Source organism: Leisingera sp. M523, from assembly GCF_025141335.1.
In the GTDB taxonomy this organism is placed as follows: Bacteria; Pseudomonadota; Alphaproteobacteria; order Rhodobacterales; family Rhodobacteraceae; genus Leisingera.
Map to the genome: position 1 here is coordinate 343,423 of NZ_CP081036.1, position 18,123 is coordinate 361,545.

Consider the following 18,123-nt stretch of genomic DNA (forward strand, 5'->3'; position numbering starts at 1 on the left):
CCCGGAGCGGAGCGGCTCCCGCATGATGGGGGGTCGGAAACAGCGGTTTCCGCTCCGGGCAAGGGCAAACCCGGTTTGCCCGGCTGGATCGCGGCGGGCCGCTATCCAGCCTCTCTCAGTGAGGTCTCAGCGCTGGCTTTCCTCTTTTTCCCAAAGACTGCCAAAGTAGTCCTGCGCGGGCATTTTCACCTGCGGCAGGGTCTCATGGCTCACGCTGCCATCCTCCGGCAAAAAGCCGTTCAGATGCAGGATGTAGGCAGTGACCGCATAGGTCTCCTTGTCGCTCAGCTCTTTGGGGTTGAACGGTGGCATGGCCACGCGAACATAGTCGAAAATAGAGGTCGCGTAGGGCCAGGAATGCCCGGTGGACCAGAGGAAGCCGTGCTCCGGCTTGCCCTCACTGGCAAGGATCGGGATGTACTTGCTCATATCCCCCTCGCCCTTTTCACCGTGGCAGGCGGCACATTGCTCCTCATAAACCACCTTGCCGTCCTGGACCGTTCCGCCTCCAGGCGGCAGGCCCTCGCCGTCGGGAAAGGCGGTGGTGTAGAAGTTTGCGAGCTCCTCTGCCGGAACCTCGGTTCCCAGGGCGGGCGTGTCCTGTGCCTCGGCAGCACCTGCCGTCAGCAGGACAATTGCGGCAGCCCTCGCCAGTGCGTGATTAGAAGACATTGGCGATGGCTCCCTGTCCGTCGATTTGCCAGGCTTGAATGGCGTTGTAATGGTTGCGGCTTCCCTCAAGGTAGCGGCTCTTCCATTCCTGATGGGTGGGCTGGGTGTTGCCCCATTCATCCGTTGCCCGGCTTTGCAGGCGCGCGGGATCGCCGTTCCAGCGCCACGGCAGGGTGAAGCGGGTCAGCGCTTTGCTGAGCACCGGGCCTTCGAGTTCCGCAGGCACCCAGGTTTTGCCGCCATTGTCGGAAACCTCGACCTTGCTGATCCGGCCATGGCCGGACCAGGCCAGGCCAGTCACCTGATAATAGCCCTTGTCGTGCAGCGTCTGCCCCACTGCCGGAGAAGTGATGACCGATTTGGTCCGCATGTACATGCTGAACCCTTCGATCGAGCCGTCAGCCAGGGTTTCACTGTAGTGGCGGCTTTCCTCGCGGGTGTATGCCGGGCGGTCAGTGACTTCCAGTCTGTGCAGCCACTTGACGCTGGTGTTGCCTTCCCAGCCAGGCAGGAACAGGCGCATCGGGTAGCCCTGCGCCGGGCGCAGCCGCTCGCCGTTCTGATAGAGCGCGATGATCGCATCATCCATCAGTTTTGCCAGCGGGATGCTGCGCGCCAGCCCGCCCGCATCCGCGCCAACGGCAATGACCCATTTGGCCTTTGGGTCAATGCCGGCCTCTTGCAGCAGCAGCTTGACCGGGACGCCGATCCACTCGGAGCCGGAAAGCAGGCCGTATAGGTATTGCAGCGGCATCTGCTGCGGGTCCGAATGGTAGCCGTTGGGCGCCGTGTTGCCGCCGCATTCCAGGAAATTGATCCCGCCCGTCATCGGATACCGCAGAAGATCGCTGGCTTTGAATTTCAGCGCGCATTCGGTCATTCCGTGGATGATGAGTTCATGCGTTTCCGGGTCGACATCCGGCACGCCGGAGTGGTGAGCGCCGAAATGCAGCCCGGAAGGGGTGATAATCCCTTTTTGCACATGAAGTGGCGAGAAAGACGCGGTCAGCGTTGACTGCCCGTGCTGCGGAAAGATCTTCCGGACAACATCGGACTCGTGCTGCGACGGGCTGCCGTAGGCTTCATCTTCGGCGCCCGGATACAGCATGTTGTCCGGGAATTCCCTGGCCTTTGCAGCGCCTGCCGCCAGGGCCGCCGGAGCAGCCGCGGCACCGGCAGTCAGGAGTGTGGCGCCTGTTTTCAGGAAGTCGCGCCTCGCCAGAAAACCTGTGTTGCGTGTCATGAGTTTCCTCCTTCTATTGAAGCCTTGCGGCCGGCTTTACGCATGGTGCGCGTGGCCCGGCCCGGGCGGAGGCTGCGCCCGGGCCGGTAGTAGATCAGACTGCGTGCCAGAACTGGTAGAGCAGGCCCACGGCAAAGGCGCCGGAGAGCGACAGGCCGAGGTAGAGGGCAAAGACCTTGGGTTTTGCCAGGGCCCAAACGGCCATGGCGGCAGGGATCGAGGTGACGCCACCGGCCACCAGGAAGGCAAGACCAGCTCCCGGCGCCATGCCTTGCTCGACCAGGCCACCGACCAGCGGCAGCGCCGCATAGCCATTCAGATAGGCAGGCACACCGACCAGCGTTGCGGTGATGATCGGCAGCAGGCCTTCACCGCCCAGCGTGGAGGTCACGGTCTCTGCCGGAACCCAGGCCAGCATCAGGCTTTCCAGGATAAAAGCCAGCAGCAGCCATTTTGCCAGGAACAGGGTTGTGGTCCAGGCGGTCGTGGCGAATTTTGCCCGGCGCTCCGCCTCGTGCCAGAATTTCCAGACCACCGGCTTGGGCGCACGCATTTTCGAGCCGCCGCAGCCGCCGTTGCCGACACCGTCGCGCAGCGGGTCTTGCAGAGCGCCACCGTGGCTCAGCAGATGGACTGTGAGGCCGCCGAACAGACCCAGGCCAACGGCCGCAAGGGTTTTGGCCACGGCAAATTCGGCACCCAGAACGCCTGCGGTCAGGAAAAACATCGAGGGGTCCATGATCGGCGAGGCCAGCCAGAACGCCATGACGGCTGACAGCGGCACTCCCATCGCTAGAAGTGCTGCGATCAGCGGGATCACTCCGCAGGAGCAGAACGGCGACAACCCGCCAGCCAGCGCACCCAGGGCGATCATCAGGAGCGGCGAGCCGGTAAAGGCCTTTGCCACCAGGTTGTCCGCGCCGGTTGCCCCGGCCCAGGCCGCGACAGCAATTGAAAAAAGCAGGTATGGCGCCGTATGGGCCAGGGCCGCACCGGCGAAGGCTGCGCTGTCTGCGGATTGCGCCGGGTCGAACAGAGCGAGCAGCAGAAGGATGGCCGCGGAGGCCGCCCAGACGCGCTGGTCCTTGGCGAACTGCCAGACGGCAGCGCCGGGCCTCGGGGTGTTTTCGGTTGTGCTAGTCATTTCCAAACCACCAGTTTTGTAGTTTCTTTTGATCGAAGAAAAGGCCGCCTGCGTCTCAAGCGGTCTCCTCCTTTGCCGTCAGGGTCACACCCGCGCAGCATTCCGACGTCAGAAAGTTCACGACAGACAGCATGACGGGATAGTCGACCCGGTTGTACACTTCGCGCCCGCGCTTTTCCTGCACCACCAGCCTGGCGTCGACCAGCGTCGAAAGGTGATGCGCAAGGGTGGAGGCCGCCAGGCCCAGATGTTCGGCGATGTCGCCGACCCGCAGCCCGTCCTCCCCGGCTTTGACAAGCAGACGGAAGATGGCCAGGCGGGCGTCGTGACCGAGGGCGGCAAGAGCGCGTGCGTTAGAGCTTGAAATAGTCATGAGACGAAAATAACTAATAACCCGGTTTTGTCAATATGAATCGGTGAAATTCCTCTAACCGTAAGGATGAACGCACTTTCGAGGGCTCAGAAAGCAACGGGGTGCGAGAAAATAGCAGCCGGCAAAAGCACAAGCCGACCAAACATCAACAATGAAAGAGACGATCATGGCCCAGAAATTTGTCAAAGACCTTAAGGACTTGATGACTGAAGCAAACAGCGTGGTTGCCGTCATGCCGATTGACGAAGCAAAGGAGAAATGCGCCGACGGCAAGTACGTGTTCGTTGATATTCGCGATGGCACTGAAGTGCAGCGGACCGGGCTTATCCCCGGCGCCGTTCATTACTCACGCGGCACTATGGAGTTTCAGATCGCCCCAGACAGCCCGCACCACAAACCCGTTTTCAACCAGGACAAGACCTATGTGTTCTACTGCGCCGCTGCCGGCCGTTCCGCTTTGGCGGCCAAACTGGCGATGGATATGGGCATGTCCCCGGTCATGCATATGGCCGGCGGATTTGATGAATGGGTCAAGCAGGACGGGCCCGTGCAGGCTTCCAACGGCTGAGCCCGGACCTGCGGATGCGTTCACCGGGGGAGCACAGATGTGCCCCCCTCAGGGCCTGAATGCCGATCGGCCCAAGAACCAGGCAAGCAGGAGCTGTCAAATGACTGAAGAAAAGATCTCCCGTATCGCCCATGCAATTGTTGAGGATGCACTCAGCGAATTTGGTGAGGCTTCGGTGCTTGAACGCGCTTGCAGGCGTTTGCTTGAAGCGGGTGTGCCCCTTGTCAGATTCAATGCCTCTCAGCCAGTGCTGCACCCGACAATCGGTGGCTATCTGAATCTCTGGACCCGGGATGGAGGCGGTATTAAAACAGAAAGCTGGCTGCGCGCGTCTCAAGAAGCCGGAACCGATTTTTCCCGCACTCCTTTCTACAAACTGATCTACCAGAAGGCTGATAGCCTGAGATACCCGCTCTTCGGATTCAGCGGATACGGCTGTTTCCCCTTGCTGGAAAAACTGCAGCAGGACGGCGGAACGGACTATTTCGCGTTGCGGATCTCCTTGGGAACGGGAATGAGCCTGGGTCCTGCCCGCATTTTTTTGACATCCTGGGCAACCGACCGGCCGCGCGGCTTTGAAGACTGGCATCTGGAGGTGATCAAGCGGATCGCGCAAACGCTCGCCCTGGTGATCAAGACCTCATCCAACCAGCAGATCGGCCGTAATGTTGTCCGGGCCTATCTTGGGAAAAATGCAGCCGAAACTGTTTTCAACGGTCAGATCGAAAGAGGTGCAGGACATAGCATACGGGCGGCACTTTGGTCGTCTGACTTGCAAGGATTCACCAAAATTTCCGACGAGGTTCCGCGCGACCAGCTATTGAATATGGTCAACGATTATTTTGAATGCGTGGTAGACAGTGTCCACAGGTACGGTGGCAATATCCTCAAATTCATGGGCGACGGGGTGCTCGCTGTTTTCAACAAAGGCAGCGATGCGCTCAGCACCTGTGCCGCAGCCCATGCGGCCGAACATCTCAGGCGGCAAATCACCAGGCTGACAACTGCAAGACGGGACAAAGGCCTGCCCGCAACCGGCCTATACCTTGGCCTCCACCTTGGAGAAGTCCACTATGGAAATGTGGGCTCGCCAAACCGTCTCGACTTTACTGTTACCGGACCTGCGGTGAACGAATTGTCACGCATAGAGGGCATGTGCCGCAAATTGAACCGGGACATTGTAATTTCCGAAGCCTTCGCGCGGAGCCTCACCGTTGAAAGCATAAAGCTTGCCAGCCTCGGCAGCCATGAACTGCGCGGCGTGCGGGAACCCAAGGAGTTGTTTTCGCTGGAGAGTTTTGGGACCCTTCTCTGCTGACTTTAAATTTCGCTGTCGCAGGTAACCTTGCGAGCCTCCTTAGCCCCGCAACTTTCGTGCAGGGCATGCGGCTGGGTGAATATGTGTAGGATTTTTGACTGCCTGTTAGGGTCAGGACCCATTCATTCCGCACCACTGACGCCAGAACGCTTTGCTCATGCCTCCAGCACAGCGTGTGCAGCTAGCCCAGAAGCTTCTACCGCTCCAGCCAGGTACCCGGCCTCTTTGGGACTGCTTTCGCTGCCGCCCAGCGTCAGGCGCCCTAGCCAAGGGCCGCTAACCCAAGCGGATGCGCCCGCTGGGTGCCCGCTATTGTCCAGATCCGCGGGAGCCGCTGTCAGCGGATCAGCTGCCCAGTCCTTGATAAGCGCGGTCTGCGGCATAGCCGTCCTTTCGCCGAAAATGCGCACAAGCTGCAACAGGCAATCCTGCTTGAGCCGGCTTTCCCCCATCTGCGCCCTTTGCCGGGCTCCGATTCCAATGAAGCCGAAGAGAGCTGCCTTGCCCGAAGCGGTGGTGGCGTCGTGTATTTCCGCCATCGGACCGACCATGCTCTGTACCGTTCCGCTGAGCCCCGCTTCCAGCCAGAACGGTTGCTGATATACCGCCAGGAACTTGGCATGGGGCGCCATCCATGTTGGCGTGCTGTCCCATAGCCGCCGGTCATTTTCTTCCAGATCAGGCGTAAACCGCACGGATGATGCAAGCACGCGCGGCGGCAGCGCGGCAATGACGTGACTAGCCTTGACCTTATGCCCGGCACCGTCCTGGAATTGTATTGTCAGCTCCACCCCATTGTCTAGCAAGCACAGGCCAGCAACACGCGCGCCCCGGTGAACCCGATCACCCGGCAGCAAGCCTTCAATGGCACGGACCAGTGCGCCTGTTCCCCCTTCAAGGCGCCTGGATACCGGCTCCTGGCGCCCCCCAGGGTAGCGCAGGGCAGGCTCGCGCGACATGCGTTCGAATATCACGTCGCCCTCCGCACGCTGGGCAAAACTCGGCAGCCCCAGCTCCTCTATCAGGCTGCCGATGGCTGGCTGCATCCGCGGCCAGAACCACGATGGCCCCAGATCGAAACCATCCTCATCGGTGCTGCCTGCTTGGTTCACAGTCAGAATGCGCCCGCCCAGCCGGTCCCGTGCTTCAAAGAGCTGGTAATCAATACCGGCCTGATCCAAGAGACGGGCGGCGTTAAGGCCGGCCAGGCCGCCGCCAATGATCGCAACTTTGGTGTCCATCAGTGTCTTCGTGCCCCATTCGCGCGCTTGATCAGGCAGGCAATTGCAATACGTCCGGATGCTGCAACGGCGCATCCTTGATCCAGACGGTTGCGCCGGCAACCCCTGTTCGGGCATCAATGCCGTGACCGGCCGGCAACCGCAGCCAGCTCAGTTCCTTCAGACATTTTCCTCTCACCGAAAGCTCTCCCTGCAGTACCAACAGTTCCAGCCCGCGCGTGTTTTCAACTGCAACAGCAACGCCCGGCTCCCATTCTTCCAGCAGGACGCGTTCTGCACCGTCCTCGAAGAGGGTGTTTGACAATTTCACACCCTGGCGTTCTTCACCAGGACCGCCCTCCCCTGGCATACGGACAATCTGTGCCGCATCCCCATCCCGGAACTGCCACAGGCGGACAAAAATCGTACAGCCGTCAACTGCGGCAGGGCTGTGAGAGGTTCCTGGCGGGTTACGAAAATAGGTGCCTGCCGGGTAATCCCCGTGCTCATCCTGAAAGATCCCGTAAAGCACCAGAATTTCCTCTCCGCCGCTGTGAACATGTGCAGGAAAGGCGCTTCCCGGCGCATAACGGGCGATGGACGTCGCCCGCGCAACCTCACCGCCTTCGCGGTACAGCATCTTGCGCTCTACTCCAGCCGTCGGGCTCGGGGTCCAATCAAGGGAGGAGGCGTGAACGGTAACTGGCTGGTCCAGTTCTGCGTTGATGCGCATGGCGGGGTCCTTTTCCTTTCAGCTCTGTGACTGTGGATAGCACTGCCAATTCATGAACAGTAATGGTATGAATTCATTAATCAATGCAGGATGCTCATAATGCTTGACCGGTATCATCTAGCCGTTCTCCGCGAAGTGCGCCGGGCGGGCAGCGTCACGGCAGCAGCAGACCGTCTGAACCTCAGCCAGTCGGCAGTCAGCCATGCAGTTGCCAAGCTGGAGAAGTTTCACCAGGTAAAGTTCTGGCGCAAAAAGGGCCGCAGCTTGGAGTTCACGCTGGCAGGATCCTATCTTCTTGATTTGGCCGACCGCATTGTTCCGGAGCTGGAACATGCTGAAACCGTTCTGGCCGGTATGGCAACCGGGCGGCGCGGGGTCCTCCGGGTCGGCATGGAATGCCATCCTTGCGAGAGATGGCTGATGCAGGTCACCGCGCCTTACCTGGCGGCATGGCCGGACGTTGAACTGGAGATCCGCACCGAGTTCCGTTTCGACGGCATTGCAGCACTGGAATCGCACGAAATTGACCTGCTGATCACACCCGATCCGGTGGCCAGGCCATGGCTTTTGTTTGAACCGGTTTTTGACTACGAGATCATGCTTGCGGTGCCGCACAATCATCCCCTGGCAGCGCAATCCGCAGCCGAACCTGCCAGCTTGACTGATCAGACACTTATTTCCGTACCGGTCAGCATGGACAGGCTCGACATCTACACGCGCTTCTTGATCCCGGCCGGCTGCCGCCCCAGGCGGCGTGTGGAAATAGAAAGCATCGACCTCACGCTCCAGCTTGTTGCCGCGGGGCGCGGACTGGGGGTTTTACCGGACTGGCTGATCATCGAAACCGGGGCGGGCCTTCCTATCCGCACTGTGAGGATCGGAAAAACAGGGCTTTCCAAAAGCATCAATGTGGGTTTGCGGCAGCCAGACGCCGGCATCGACTATGTGGCCGGCTTCTTGAAACTGGCCCGCAAATTCCCCGGGGCCGGGACAAAGAATGGCTTCTAGGGTCGGGGCCATTGATGCTGCACCGCTGGTTTCAGTTCAGTAACCTTCTGTAATTCACTGTGAGAGAGCGCAGCGGCTGACCAGGCGGCTAGTGGGGTCGGCAGGCAGTATTCTCCGCATTTTTGAGCTTCCCACTTGATGCATCGATGGTCAATGTGTATCTCTGACTGCAATCGCAAGTCTATTCGGCAAAAGAGAAAGGGCAGTAAGAATTCCAAGTCTCCTTTGCTGAACGGAAATAAATGGCTCACTGCCTGCAGGAATGCTCCTGTCCGGCAAATGCTTAGTGGTTTTTTTTGACTCGCAACTTTGATGATCGATGCATCGAGGAAATAAAATGAAGCAAACACAGAATGACAACGTCGTGGCCATCATTGGCGCAGGACCCGTTGGGGTAGCAGCTGCAGCTCAGCTGCTACAAAAAGGCCTGACACCTATTGTCCTGGAGAAAGGCAATTCAGCGGGCCGCGCTATCCAGGAATGGGGCCACGTCCGCGTGTTCACACCTTGGCAGCTCATGACTGACCCCTCCGTAACAACCCTGCTGGACGATGCGGGATGGGCAGAACCGGATGCGGAAAGCGTCCCGACAGGCCAGGAGTTTGTCGACCAGTACCTGATGCCGGCAACATCCATCACCCTGCTAAAAGACCACATTAAATTCGGTGCGGAAGTTATCGCGGTTTCAAAACGCGGCCTGAGCAAGTCAGTCTCCAGGGGACGCGACAATGCCCCGTTCAGCGTTCACTATGTGACGGCTGATGGAGTGCGTCATGTTTTCGAAGCTGGCGCCGTCATTGATGCGTCCGGCACTTGGTCAAATCCGAACCCGATCGGGGCCGATGGGCTTCCGGTTCCCGGGGAAGAGGAAGCCAAAACGCACATCTTCCATGCAATTCCGGATACGCTCGGTGCAGACCGGAAGCTGTATGAAGGCAAATCAACCCTGGTTCTGGGCGGCGGGCATTCCGCAACAAATGTTGTTCTCGATTTGCTGCAGTTGCGCCGCGGCAATCCTAGCACCCAGATTTTCTGGGGGCTTCGGCACAACACAATGGAAAAACTGTTGTCGAGTGCCGGCCTGAACAAGGAACTGCCTGAGCGTGCGGCCTTGGGCACAGCGGCAAAAGAAGCCATCGATGCCGGCTCGCTCGATCTGCTGGCACCGATGCGCGTCGAACGCATCACAAAAGCAGACGGCAAGTTGAAAGTATCCCTTATGGTCGCCGACCAGCCCCGCGAGATTACAGTGGACCGGATCGTGGTGAATACCGGCTTCAGCGCTGATCTGGACATCTTGCGCGAGTTGCGGCTGGATCTTGACGATGTGGTTGAATCCCCGCGCCTCCTCGCCCCGATGATTGACCCGAACCTTCACTCATGCGGCTCTGTTCCTGCTCATGGCGTGGAGGAGCTGTCCCACCCGGACAAGAATTTCTTCATTGTTGGCATGAAGTCCTATGGGCGGGCCCCGACCTTCCTGATGCGGACCGGCTATGCCCAAGTCCACTCAATCACCGACTCTCTGGCTGGAGTTGTCACAGAGATGCCGCTTGAACAAATTGCGCCTGCCTGCTGCATTGGAGAAGACGGCGCAGAATTCAACTGCGGCGGCAAACTGGAAGCCAACCCCGATCCCGCCAGAATCTATGGTGCCCCGCAGCAGCAAGCATCCAGCTGCTGCGGAAGCGAGGATAGCAGTCCGGATTCCGCCAGCAGCTACAGCCCCGCGCAAGAAAATGCGGCAGGATGCTGCGGGTCATATGGCTCGGGTGAAGACGCAGCCACCGCATCCTCTGGCTGCTGCGGATCGTCCCAAAAACCTGAAGCGGCAGCAAAGCAGGCAAACTGCTGCACTTAACGCACTCGGCCACTCAGGCAGCCGGGCGAGGCTGATGCCTTGCCCGGTACAGATTTTCTCAAGAAAGCGGCGCCACCGCCAAGCTGAAACGGCAGCGGCGCGCCGTATGTGAATTGCAGGGACCAAAGCCCCGCAATTTCCCGGTCCGCACTACAGCTTAAGGCGACCACCAGGCGTGCCTCGTAGGATTTTCCAAATTTCGCGGCCTGCGAATTGCGCCCTTCGTCCCAAACGAACGAACCTGTCTTTGCCCCTTAAACCTGGGCCACTACTTTTGTCGAGCAAGGGGGATAGAAGATGGCTCGGAAACGGTATTCGGGCGAGGACATGCCGGATTGGCCGCAAGCGGTATCGCGGGCAGCGGCGATTGGACTTCCGATCCTTGGCGTGCATGTCATGCGGCGGCCCTCCCTGTTCCTGGCGGTGCCCTGGGGCGTCGTTCTGGCGCGATGGTCTCGGCGATAATCAGGTGCCCGCCGCAGCAGGGGCATGGCAGCGCGAGGATGCGGGCAAGTGCATCAGCGTCATCGGCCGTGCCGTCGTGCCCGAGATCCGGATCAGGCTGTCCGGTCCCGAGCAGTTCCCTGATCCTGGCGATATTGGCGGCACGGTTGCCATTCCCGAAGAAGCCGTAGTGGCGGATACGGTGCTGCCCCTTGGGCAGGACATGGATCAGGAAGCGGCGGATGAACTCGCCGGTCTTGAGGGTCATGGTGGTATGCCGCCCGGGACCGTTGACGCGGTAATCCTTGACGCGGAAGGTGACGCTCCGGCCGTCCATGCGGATCAGGCGGCTGTTCGAGATCGCGACACGGTGGGTGTAGCGCGACAGGTATGCCAGCACGGCCCTGGGTCCGGCGAAAGGTTCCTTGGCATACACAACCCAATCGATCTTGCGCAGCGGTTGCAGGAACGCGTCGAAGGCCGCGCGATCCGCAAGCCCGGCATGACCGCCGAAGAAGTGCAGCTTCCCGGCTTTGTGCAGCCGGGCCAGCCCGTCCAGGATGAGGCGCCGGTAGAGGCGGGACAGCACCCGGACGGAGAGGAAGAAGTTCCTGCGGCAGGCGATCCACCGCGCACCGTCCGCAGACAGGCCGCCGTCCCGCTGCCCGGCAGGCGATTGCGCAGCAATCTGCCGAGAGGGGGGCACGATCATGCGGGCAGTCTTCACACCGCGCGGCATGGCCGCCGAGCGCTGCCGTGCGGCAGCGCCTGATGGCGTTCATCACCTTCAACTGGTCGAGGCTGATATGGCCTGCATTGGCCGCCCGCCAGGCAGAACCATGGACCCGGAAGATATCCGCAACCTCCAGCTTCGGCCGGGACAACGCGGTCTATGACGCGCCTTTCCTGCGCTTCTTGCGCTTCGCCGCGGTCAGGCCGTCCAGCGGGCTCTCCACCGCCGAGATCATGCCCCCCTCTCGGCAGATTGCTGCGCAATCGCCTGCCGGGCAGTGGTGGCAACGCAGGCATAGTGCGCCGTCGTGGTGAGTTTGGCATGCCCGAGCAGCGCCTGAATGATCCGGATATCCACACCGCGTTCCAGCAGATGCGTCGCGAAGCTGTGACGCAAGGTGTGCAGAGTGACCGGCTTGGTGATCCCGGCGGCCAGCACTGCCTGCTTGAACAGCCGCGAGATCTGTCTGGCCGAAAGATGCCGCCCGCAATAGCCGGGAAAGAGCGCGCGATCAGGCCCGGACACCCCCCTGTCGTTGACGGTCGGGCGTTCGGTCCACCAGACCCGCAACAGGCTCAGAATATCAACGGGCAGCATCACGTTGCGGTCCTTGCGTCCCTTCGACTGCACGATGCGGATAATGTCCTGTTCCCCGTCGTGTCGAAGACGCGCCTCCGGCACAATGTCGCCGGCCTTCAGCCGGACGACCTCGCTTGCCCGCAGGCCGCATCCATAGGCGAGTGACAGCATCACGCGCGCCTTCAGGCAGGGGGCCATGGCGAGGATGCGCCTGACCTCGTTGCGGCTCAGCGCAACGGGAACCTTCACGGGCTTCTTGAGGTGGAACACTTCGGCCGCCAGGTCATGCCGGCGCAGGGTGACACGGAACAGAAACATCACCCCGGTCATGGTCTGGTTGCGGGTGCAGATACTCGTCCCGCTCTCGATCAGATGCAGTTGGAAATGCTTCACGTCATCCGGTGAAGCTGTCTCCGGAGATCGCCCGAGCCAGGAGGCAAACCGCTTGCAGGCCCGCAGGTGGCTGGTCTGCGACGCCGGTCCGAGATTGCGTGCCGACATATCCGCGATCATGCGCGCGCGGAGGGGTGCCGCCGGTGCAGGGTGCTGATTGGTCATGGGAAAACCCTCTGTCAACCGAGGCAAAATCACCTCGGCCAACAGCACACACCCGACCTCGAAAACCGCGAAACGAATACCGCTTCAGGCCGACACCGGCCAAGCAGAGCCCCCTATCGCGGAGCGATTTAGTGCTTGCGCGTAAAGCCGCCATTGGCCAAAGCAAGTTCGGAGCAAAGGAGACGCCCACCGATCGTAGAAAAAGCCGATTCGCCTCCCCTTAAACCGGTCGTTCGAAGATGATGCAGTAGTTTAGGAAATGAATGTATGGATCAGACCGAATTCTCACGTCATCTGTACTAGTGGCGTCCCTCTCAGAGATAGGCGGCCGACATATCTCAAGTGCCAATTATTGGACTGTGTGGCTTACATTTTCGTACACACAGCCCGATAAGGTTAGCCATTTTCGTCAAAAAGCAGCTTTACTTCAAATGAGTACCTGTGTGACCATTGACCACTTTGCCTGGGTTCATGACACTTAGAGGGTCAAAGGCATTCTTCAATGCGTTCATGAATTGCCGTTTGATCGGATCTCCATAGATTTGATCAAGTGGCAGCTTGTCCTGCCCAAGTCCGTATTCAGCGCTGAATGAGCCGTCGAGTTTTGCGACGAGGTCATAAATGCAGGGAGAAACCTTTGCACTCACTTCATCGAGGTAGGCTGGAGACTCGGCACCTTCCGGGGCAAGCACGTTGAAGTGTACATTGCCATCCCCAACATGGCCGTAAACAGAAAGGCGGGCTCCCTGCCCGTACCGATGGACGAGATCGGAGCCAAGTTCAATGAACCTGGCCATATCGGAGATACGAACAGAAACATCATGCTTCACTGATCCGCCGTTGAGCACTTCACCTTCGGGGATGTGTTCACGCAGGTTCCAAAAGTCCTGTCTTTGCTGTTCGCTTGTTGCAATGACACCGTCCACGATTGTTTCGCCGGACATTCCATCCTCAAAAAACGCTTCGATGGCCTGGTCGAGGCCCAGAACCGGGGAGGACGATGCGGCCTCGATCAGCACAAAATGTTCGGAAGAAGTTTGAATGGGGCGGCGCAATTCAGGTTTGCCGGCAAAGAGAAGGTCGAGAGATGCACCAGAGATGTATTCGAACGACGTGACCGCCTCACCTGAATACCGCTGAGCTTTTGCCAAGAGCGGCATCAAATCACTGATCTCATTAATCGCCAGAAAGGCAGTGACGCGACTCGCCGCGGGCAAAAACAGACGCAAAGAGGCTCCTGTAACGATACCGAGCGAGCCTTCAGCGCCAATCAGAAGCTGGTGCAACGCATACCCTCGATTGTCCTTCCGCAGCGGGGACAGGTTGCTGAGCACTTGGCCATCCGGCAGCACGACCTCGAGGCCCAGAACCAGGTCCCGGGTAATCCCGTAGCGAACTGCCGAAACCCCTCCGGCATTTGTCGAAATGTTCCCGCCAATTTGGCACGATTGCTGAGAGCCAAGCGACAAGGGGAACATCAAGTTCTCCTGTTCCGCCGCTTCATGGATCTCAGAGAGAATGCATCCCGCATCAACAGTGATCGAGAGGTTGTCGGCATCCATCTCCCGGATCTTGTTCATGCGCTGCAAGCTGATCAGCAGTTGCTGGCCGCTTTCGTCCGGGGTCGCGCCGCCGCAATATCCTGTGTTGCCGCCGACCGGGACAAGGGCGACGCTGTGCAGATTGCAAAGTTTGACAATTGAGGCCACTTCCTCTGTCGAACGGGGGCGCAGCAGTGCCGGGCTTTCGCCGGTATACTTCTTCCGGAAGTCAGTTGTGTAACCGTTGATTATGTCTTTGTCGTTCACCACGATCTCTGCCGGCAGCTCCGCCAGCACTTGTTCATATGGAGTCATCACGCACCCTCTTGTGTTTGATCGGCATGGTAATGGGCGCTCGCTTCATGAAATTTTGTTTTCCTGTCCGGAAAAGGCATTCTGTGCCGCCTTGGCAGAAGTTTGGGCCATCAAACTGTTTGCCGTCTCATAGATCGCTGAACGAACGCCCCGCCAAGATCACGAGATGCAGGCACCAAGCCGCAACCCGCCAAAGGCAGGCCGTAAGTAAAAAAATGAGCGTTAGAATCGACAAACTGACGGCAAGCGGCGCAGCGCAAAAGATGGCACTGAAGGACCTGATTAAGCCCACAGATTCTGCCGTTTCACTGCAGCCTTCAGCATAATCAGGATTTGCCGTGCTCCTACTCTGATTGAACCAAAGAGGAGGAGGGGAACCTTTGGTGATGCCGGAAACACCACAGTTTTATGACCCTGCGGACACAGGCGATTGGCTGGCGGTGGTCTCGGCAAGCTCGCCCGCAAAACGCTGCAGACCTTGTTCGCTCTGCTGACGCTCTCACAGCAGAGCACGACGAGGACGCGCGCGGGAACACCCTACGACCACGAAAACCTTCGGTCATGAGGAGAGATACTGAAGATGAAAACATTCCTGAAATATCTGGCAGCTGGATCTGTTGCATTGCAGCTTGCCGCGCCCGCATTTGCCGCCGATATGCGGCTGAAGTTTGCCGGAGTCTTCCCGGTAGATCACCAGGGTTCCAAAATGATGGAACAGGTTAAAGCAGACATTGAGGCCGCAGATGTAGGCCTAAAGATTTCGGTGTTCCCGGCCAACCAGCTTGGGTCCGGCGAAGCACTGCTGGAAGATGTTGCCCGCGGGAACATCGATTTCGCCGCTGCATTTCTTTATGCAGACACCGACCCACGTCTTGAAATCCTATCCATGCCGTTTCTCGTGAGCGACTGGGACGAAATGAATTCTGTCATGCGCGACCTGGATTCCGAGTTCAACACCATCATTCAGGAAACCCTTTCTGACCATGGCATCCGCCTGCTCGGTCAGAACCCGGAAGGTTTTGTCGGCATCGTGGCCACTGAAGAGCCGGCCAACTGGAACAACTTCGACGCCAAGAACATGAACATTCGTGTTTGGTCCTCAAATGTCGTGAAGTCGATGGTCGAAACGCTGGGTTATCAGGCAACCACCATGTCCTGGGGCGACATCTTCCCTGCAATCCAGTCTGGCATTGTTGATGGCGCAATCTGCTGCACGAAGACAGCAACTTACTCGATCTTTGCAAAGAGCGACGTGGGTTCGCATTTCGTCCAGTACAATTCGATCCCCGAGAACACCTCCTACTACGTTTCGGAAAAGACCTGGGAAGAGCTGAACGAAGCGCAGCGTGATGTCGTGCAAGCGGCCTTCACCAAGGCTTCGGATGACTTCTTCGCTTACAACCGTGAAAACGATGCGGTCTTCGAGCAGAAGCTGGTCGAAAGCGGCTACACCATTCTGAAGTTGTCCCCGGAAGAGCAGGAGGCCATGGCCAGCAAGGTACGCACCGAAATCTGGCCCATGCTTGAAGACAGCGTCGGTAAGGATAACATCGATCGCCTTCTGTCCAGCCTGAACTAAAACACTGAAAACACAAGAAGGGCCGGCCGTCACAGGTCGGCCCAAGTGTATGCATACAGGGGGAAATCTATGGCGCATATAGCCGAGATATTACCAAAGGGTATCGCAACGCCTCTTCAGGGCTCCCTGAGGATGATGCGCTGGATCGTGATCCTCAGCGGATTTCTGATGTCAGTCACGTTTTTTCTGGTTGTGATCATCAGATATGGTTTCAACGGTGATCTGTTCGCCTATGAGGAATGGCTGCTGACAGCCTGTTTCTGGGGGTTCTTTGCTGGATCAGCTTTGGCCTCCGAACGCGGACACCACATCAATGCAGACATCCTCGGGATCATTATCACAAACCCCAGACTGCGATGGTGGCGCCGACTGATCGTGCTGACCATTGAATTGGTGGTGACCGCAGCCATTCTCTACTGGGGGTATCTGATGCTGGCCGAGGAACTGGCCAAATACCCGATCTGGAAAACCACCCCGGCCCTGAAGATCCCATACTTCGCTTGGCGGGTCTCAATCTTCCTTGGCTTCTTCTTCATGACGACTTTTGCCGCGGCGTATCTCTACGCGCACATCAGAGGCATCGAAATTGACTACGGGGACGACATGGACGCTGGAGACATGAACAAGAAAGAGGAGGCTGATCAATGATCATTGCAGGCAGTCTGGTCATTATCTGCGGCATGCTGCTGCTGGGTGTTAGCGTTTATGTGGCATTTGGTGCGGTTCTTCTTTTCCTTGCGGCCATGGGAGGGCACGAAGTTTCGGGCTACCTGCCGTCGGGTTCGACGAAACTGCGATCCCTGGTTCTGCTGGCGATCCCTCTCTTTATGATTGCCGGGACAATCATGGAGCGCGGCAAAATCGCGGCTCCGCTTGTCAGCCTTGCCGAACTGTTCATCGGCCACCTGAAAGGCGGGTTGAGCGCAGCAACCGTTCTGGCATGCGGGATCTTCGGGTCCATTTCCGGTGCCGCCAATGCGACGCTGACCTGTATCGGCAGCATCATGATGCCGCATCTTCGCCGCGCGAATTACCCCGAAGGGCAATCGGCCGCGCTGATCGTGTGCGCAAGCCCCTTGGGCCTTCTGATCCCGCCCAGCGGAAACCATATTCTCTATGGCTGGGTGGCGCAGCAATCGGTGCTCAAGTGCTTTCTGTCGACAGTCGTCCCTGCGCTTATTCTGATAACTCTGCTTATCGCTGTGAATCAGTTCATGCTGCGCAAATATGATGACATCGAGTTGCTGGAGCGCCCGCAGGAATTTGGCATCGCATTCCGGCAAAAGGCGACTCTGGCCTTTCCGGCTTTGCTGATGCCGCTCATTATTCTGGGGGGCATCTACGGCGGTATCATGACACCGACAGAAGCCGCCGGCGTTGCGGTCGTCTACGCTATTCCTGTGGCAATCTATGTCTACCGCGGCCTGACTTGGCGGGCTCTGGTTGAAGCGTTGACGGATTCAGGTGTGATCATCGGCGTCGTCATGGTGATGATCTTCATGGTGCTGATTGTCAGCAAGTTCCTGATCTTTGAGGATATCCCGAACATCGCAAAGGATCTGGTCTACTCTGTGTCAGACAACCCGATTGTGATCCTGCTGATGGTCAACCTGGTCATGATCCTGATCGGTATGCTGATGGACGACATTTCTGGCCTGCTGCTGTCGACACCGATCCTGCTGCCGATTGTGCAGGGTGTCGGAATGGACCCGATCCATTTTGCCGCTGTGCTGGGGGTCAACCTTGGAATGGCGAACATTACACCGCCTACTGCCCCCTTGCTGTACCTCGGCGCGAAAATCACCAAGACGCCAGTTTCGAGCATGTTGCTGCCGACGCTGATTTTCATCATCTTCGCGTGGCTTCCAACCCTGGCTCTGACGACATTTGTTCCGGAGATCGCTCTTTGGTTGCCCGAGCTGCTTTTGGGGTGATCCCAAAATCCGGTTCTTCCGCAGCTGGAACTGAGTTTTGAAGAAAGAACAGGCCGCACCTTCGCAGGTGCGGCCTGTTTGTCTTCTCCGCCTTAAGCCTCTGCCATTGACGGCAGCGATTCCCACAAACGCTTTTTTGAGTTCAGGAGTGCTTCAAATCGCCCCTGACTGAGAGCTGCAGCAGAATTTGCTTCCTGCCAACGCCGCAGCAGCACAAAATGCCGCCAAAGGAGAGTGATGCGAAATTCACTCCCTCAAGGCATGCGCAGCTGGCATACCGGGGATGATGACTTGGTGGTT

At 58.6% G+C, this 18,123-nt stretch carries 15 protein-coding genes and 2 pseudogenes; 8 read left to right on the top strand and 9 right to left on the bottom strand.

All coding sequences use genetic code 11. The features are described 5' to 3' along the window. Positions 1-126: 126 nt before the first annotated feature. The 4 genes from K3557_RS01690 to K3557_RS01705 all read right to left on the bottom strand — a co-directional run bounded on the left by K3557_RS01690 (position 127) and on the right by K3557_RS01705 (position 3,432). A complete protein-coding gene (locus K3557_RS01690) occupies positions 127-672 on the bottom strand; it encodes a cytochrome c (protein WP_259997273.1) in 546 nt (181 codons plus the stop codon). Beyond that, entirely contained in the window at positions 662-1,915 is a 1,254-nt protein-coding gene (gene soxC / locus K3557_RS01695; RefSeq protein ID WP_259997274.1) for a sulfite dehydrogenase, read from the bottom strand. Before soxC ends, K3557_RS01690 begins: the two co-directional genes overlap by 11 nt. Before the next feature lie 94 nt (positions 1,916-2,009). Continuing rightward, on the bottom strand, positions 2,010-3,059 hold the full coding sequence (locus tag K3557_RS01700; RefSeq protein ID WP_259997275.1) for a permease: 1,050 nt from the start codon (positions 3,057-3,059) through the stop codon (positions 2,010-2,012). Positions 3,060-3,114: 55 nt separating this feature from the next. Further along, positions 3,115-3,432 carry a helix-turn-helix transcriptional regulator gene (locus tag K3557_RS01705; protein ID WP_259997277.1) on the bottom strand — a complete coding sequence of 106 codons (318 nt, stop codon included), beginning with the start codon at positions 3,430-3,432 and terminating at the stop codon, positions 3,115-3,117. Positions 3,433-3,598: 166 nt separating this feature from the next. On the opposite strand from K3557_RS01705, the gene K3557_RS01710 reads away from it, so the two are divergent. Then, entirely contained in the window at positions 3,599-4,000 is a 402-nt protein-coding gene (locus tag K3557_RS01710; RefSeq protein WP_259997279.1) for a rhodanese-like domain-containing protein, read from the top strand. Positions 4,001-4,100: 100 nt separating this feature from the next. Then, positions 4,101-5,318 (top strand): adenylate/guanylate cyclase domain-containing protein, encoded by a 1,218-nt coding sequence (locus tag K3557_RS01715; RefSeq protein ID WP_259997280.1) that lies wholly within the window; start codon positions 4,101-4,103, stop codon positions 5,316-5,318. A gap of 155 nt (positions 5,319-5,473) precedes the next feature. On the opposite strand, the gene K3557_RS01720 is transcribed toward K3557_RS01715, so the two are convergent. Both K3557_RS01720 and K3557_RS01725 read right to left on the bottom strand, forming a co-directional pair. Beyond that, a complete protein-coding gene (locus tag K3557_RS01720) occupies positions 5,474-6,559 on the bottom strand; it encodes an FAD-dependent oxidoreductase (protein WP_259997281.1) in 1,086 nt (361 codons plus the stop codon). A gap of 31 nt (positions 6,560-6,590) precedes the next feature. Continuing rightward, positions 6,591-7,271 (bottom strand): cupin domain-containing protein, encoded by a 681-nt coding sequence (locus K3557_RS01725; RefSeq protein WP_259997282.1) that lies wholly within the window; start codon positions 7,269-7,271, stop codon positions 6,591-6,593. A 99-nt stretch (positions 7,272-7,370) separates the two neighbouring features. Here K3557_RS01725 and K3557_RS20535 point away from each other — a divergent pair. The 3 genes and pseudogenes from K3557_RS20535 to K3557_RS01735 all read left to right on the top strand — a co-directional run. Continuing rightward, positions 7,371-7,496: pseudogene (locus K3557_RS20535) on the top strand (LysR family transcriptional regulator); the annotation flags it as partial. A 39-nt stretch (positions 7,497-7,535) separates the two neighbouring features. Then, positions 7,536-8,279, top strand: a complete 744-nt coding sequence (locus K3557_RS01730; RefSeq protein ID WP_259997283.1) for a LysR substrate-binding domain-containing protein — start codon at positions 7,536-7,538, stop codon at positions 8,277-8,279. A gap of 337 nt (positions 8,280-8,616) precedes the next feature. Next, a complete protein-coding gene (locus K3557_RS01735; protein ID WP_259997284.1) occupies positions 8,617-10,140 on the top strand; it encodes an NAD(P)-binding domain-containing protein in 1,524 nt (507 codons plus the stop codon). A gap of 394 nt (positions 10,141-10,534) precedes the next feature. Here K3557_RS01735 and K3557_RS01740 read toward each other — a convergent pair. From K3557_RS01740 to K3557_RS01750, 3 genes and pseudogenes are all read right to left on the bottom strand, one after another. After that, positions 10,535-11,468, bottom strand: a pseudogene (locus tag K3557_RS01740) (transposase). An 80-nt stretch (positions 11,469-11,548) separates the two neighbouring features. Next, on the bottom strand, positions 11,549-12,454 hold the full coding sequence (locus K3557_RS01745) for a site-specific integrase (RefSeq protein ID WP_259997285.1): 906 nt from the start codon (positions 12,452-12,454) through the stop codon (positions 11,549-11,551). Positions 12,455-12,876: 422 nt separating this feature from the next. Beyond that, positions 12,877-14,310 carry an FAD-binding oxidoreductase gene (locus K3557_RS01750; protein WP_259997286.1) on the bottom strand — a complete coding sequence of 478 codons (1,434 nt, stop codon included), beginning with the start codon at positions 14,308-14,310 and terminating at the stop codon, positions 12,877-12,879. A 580-nt stretch (positions 14,311-14,890) separates the two neighbouring features. On the opposite strand from K3557_RS01750, the gene dctP reads away from it, so the two are divergent. The 3 genes from dctP to K3557_RS01765 all read left to right on the top strand — a co-directional run bounded on the left by dctP (position 14,891) and on the right by K3557_RS01765 (position 17,823). After that, complete coding sequence (dctP, locus tag K3557_RS01755) at positions 14,891-15,889, top strand: TRAP transporter substrate-binding protein DctP (RefSeq protein WP_259997287.1); 999 nt, start codon at positions 14,891-14,893, stop codon at positions 15,887-15,889. A gap of 132 nt (positions 15,890-16,021) precedes the next feature. Beyond that, positions 16,022-16,537 carry a TRAP transporter small permease gene (locus tag K3557_RS01760; protein ID WP_259997288.1) on the top strand — a complete coding sequence of 172 codons (516 nt, stop codon included), beginning with the start codon at positions 16,022-16,024 and terminating at the stop codon, positions 16,535-16,537. Next, positions 16,534-17,823 carry a TRAP transporter large permease gene (locus tag K3557_RS01765; protein WP_102853809.1) on the top strand — a complete coding sequence of 430 codons (1,290 nt, stop codon included), beginning with the start codon at positions 16,534-16,536 and terminating at the stop codon, positions 17,821-17,823. Before K3557_RS01760 ends, K3557_RS01765 begins: the two co-directional genes overlap by 4 nt. The last annotated feature ends 300 nt before the right edge of the window (positions 17,824-18,123 follow it).

Coding starts and splice junctions, on each gene's coding strand:
- K3557_RS01735 (WP_259997284.1), top strand. CDS start 8,617: ATGAAGCAAACACAGAATGACAACGTCGTGGCCATCATTGGCGCAGGA.
- K3557_RS01745 (WP_259997285.1), bottom strand. CDS start 12,454: ATGACCAATCAGCACCCTGCACCGGCGGCACCCCTCCGCGCGCGCATG.
- K3557_RS01765 (WP_102853809.1), top strand. CDS start 16,534: ATGATCATTGCAGGCAGTCTGGTCATTATCTGCGGCATGCTGCTGCTG.
- dctP (WP_259997287.1), top strand. CDS start 14,891: ATGAAAACATTCCTGAAATATCTGGCAGCTGGATCTGTTGCATTGCAG.
- K3557_RS01750 (WP_259997286.1), bottom strand. CDS start 14,310: ATGACTCCATATGAACAAGTGCTGGCGGAGCTGCCGGCAGAGATCGTG.
- soxC (WP_259997274.1), bottom strand. CDS start 1,915: ATGACACGCAACACAGGTTTTCTGGCGAGGCGCGACTTCCTGAAAACA.
- K3557_RS01710 (WP_259997279.1), top strand. CDS start 3,599: ATGGCCCAGAAATTTGTCAAAGACCTTAAGGACTTGATGACTGAAGCA.
- K3557_RS01690 (WP_259997273.1), bottom strand. CDS start 672: ATGTCTTCTAATCACGCACTGGCGAGGGCTGCCGCAATTGTCCTGCTG.
- K3557_RS01700 (WP_259997275.1), bottom strand. CDS start 3,059: ATGACTAGCACAACCGAAAACACCCCGAGGCCCGGCGCTGCCGTCTGG.
- K3557_RS01715 (WP_259997280.1), top strand. CDS start 4,101: ATGACTGAAGAAAAGATCTCCCGTATCGCCCATGCAATTGTTGAGGAT.
- K3557_RS01725 (WP_259997282.1), bottom strand. CDS start 7,271: ATGCGCATCAACGCAGAACTGGACCAGCCAGTTACCGTTCACGCCTCC.
- K3557_RS01720 (WP_259997281.1), bottom strand. CDS start 6,559: ATGGACACCAAAGTTGCGATCATTGGCGGCGGCCTGGCCGGCCTTAAC.
- K3557_RS01705 (WP_259997277.1), bottom strand. CDS start 3,432: ATGACTATTTCAAGCTCTAACGCACGCGCTCTTGCCGCCCTCGGTCAC.
- K3557_RS01760 (WP_259997288.1), top strand. CDS start 16,022: ATGATGCGCTGGATCGTGATCCTCAGCGGATTTCTGATGTCAGTCACG.